The sequence below is a fragment of the Shimia sp. R10_1 genome, assembly GCF_017744095.1.
GTDB lineage: Bacteria > Pseudomonadota > Alphaproteobacteria > Rhodobacterales > Rhodobacteraceae > Shimia.
The window spans coordinates 1-994 of the sequence record NZ_JAGHQX010000037.1 but is presented as its reverse complement, the minus strand read 5'-3'; the positions used below and the strand labels follow the sequence as shown (position 1 = coordinate 994).

Annotated in this window: 2 tRNA genes; both read right to left on the bottom strand. The window is 52.6% G+C overall.

Features of this window, described 5'->3' with window-relative positions:
* Positions 1–573: 573 nt before the first annotated feature.
* Positions 574–650 (bottom strand) — tRNA-Ile (locus tag J7413_RS20420).
* A gap of 90 nt (positions 651–740) precedes the next feature.
* Positions 741–816, bottom strand: a tRNA-Ala gene (locus J7413_RS20415).
* Positions 817–994 lie beyond the last annotated feature (178 nt).

Genomic DNA, 994 nt, shown 5'->3' with positions numbered 1-994 from the left:
CATCCACCAAACGCCCTTCTCGCGCTTGATTTGATCCAGAAAGAGAAAGACTTGCGTCTCTCGTGATCGCAAAAGCTGGCATGCTCGCAATCCTGTTTCTGAACCAAAAGTCATACTTTTCCCGCTCCTCATTCTGGAACCCACGCTGCCGATGTCGGTCGGCCCCACGTGGAGAATAAGGAACTTATGCAAGATCTCTCGATCTTGCGGGTTAGTGTACTTGACTTGGACAACTCTGTTCGTTTCAGCAGGCAGACCCTTGGAAGACCGAGGAAACAGTCTTGATCAAAGGCTCGCCAAACCCCGAAAGGTAAGGCACCTAACTGAGATCATCCCCGTACTTAGGGCGATCAAACAGTGTTGATTGTTATTCTCAAAACCGCTCATCACTGAGCTGCCTTGGAACAACTTATATCTCTCTAAACGATGTCAAAACTTCCGAAGAAGTCGATGTCCGATTGGACGGCTAAACACTCGCAAGTGCTTAGCGATCTAATCGCGCTATTGGCTCTCGGGACATTTGGCTGCGCCAAATACCCTGTCGCCCCTGACCTTCGCTGCGCGAAGGCAGGTTGGTGGGTCGAGGAGGACTTGAACCTCCGACCTCACGCTTATCAGGCGTGCGCTCTAACCACCTGAGCTACCGACCCAAGCGCTCCAGAAGGAGCGCGTCGCCCGATAGGGTATTCCGAAGGAATGTCCCGAAAGGGCAGGCTCTCGTGGTTGCTTGAGCCCGTATCTGGTGGAGCCTAGCGGGATCGAACCGCTGACCTCCTGAATGCAAATCAGGCGCTCTCCCAGCTGAGCTAAGGCCCCAAGCTGAACGTAGATCAGAAAGGCCGATGCCTCCCGATCACGGTTCGAATACTGAAGAGATATGGGGACGGCCTGGTCCGTTTGATATAGATCGGCAAAGGTACCGATCTGTTGCTAAGTGCATCCACGAGGTCAGAAAGCGAACTTTCTAACTTACTAGGTGCATCCTTAGAAAGGA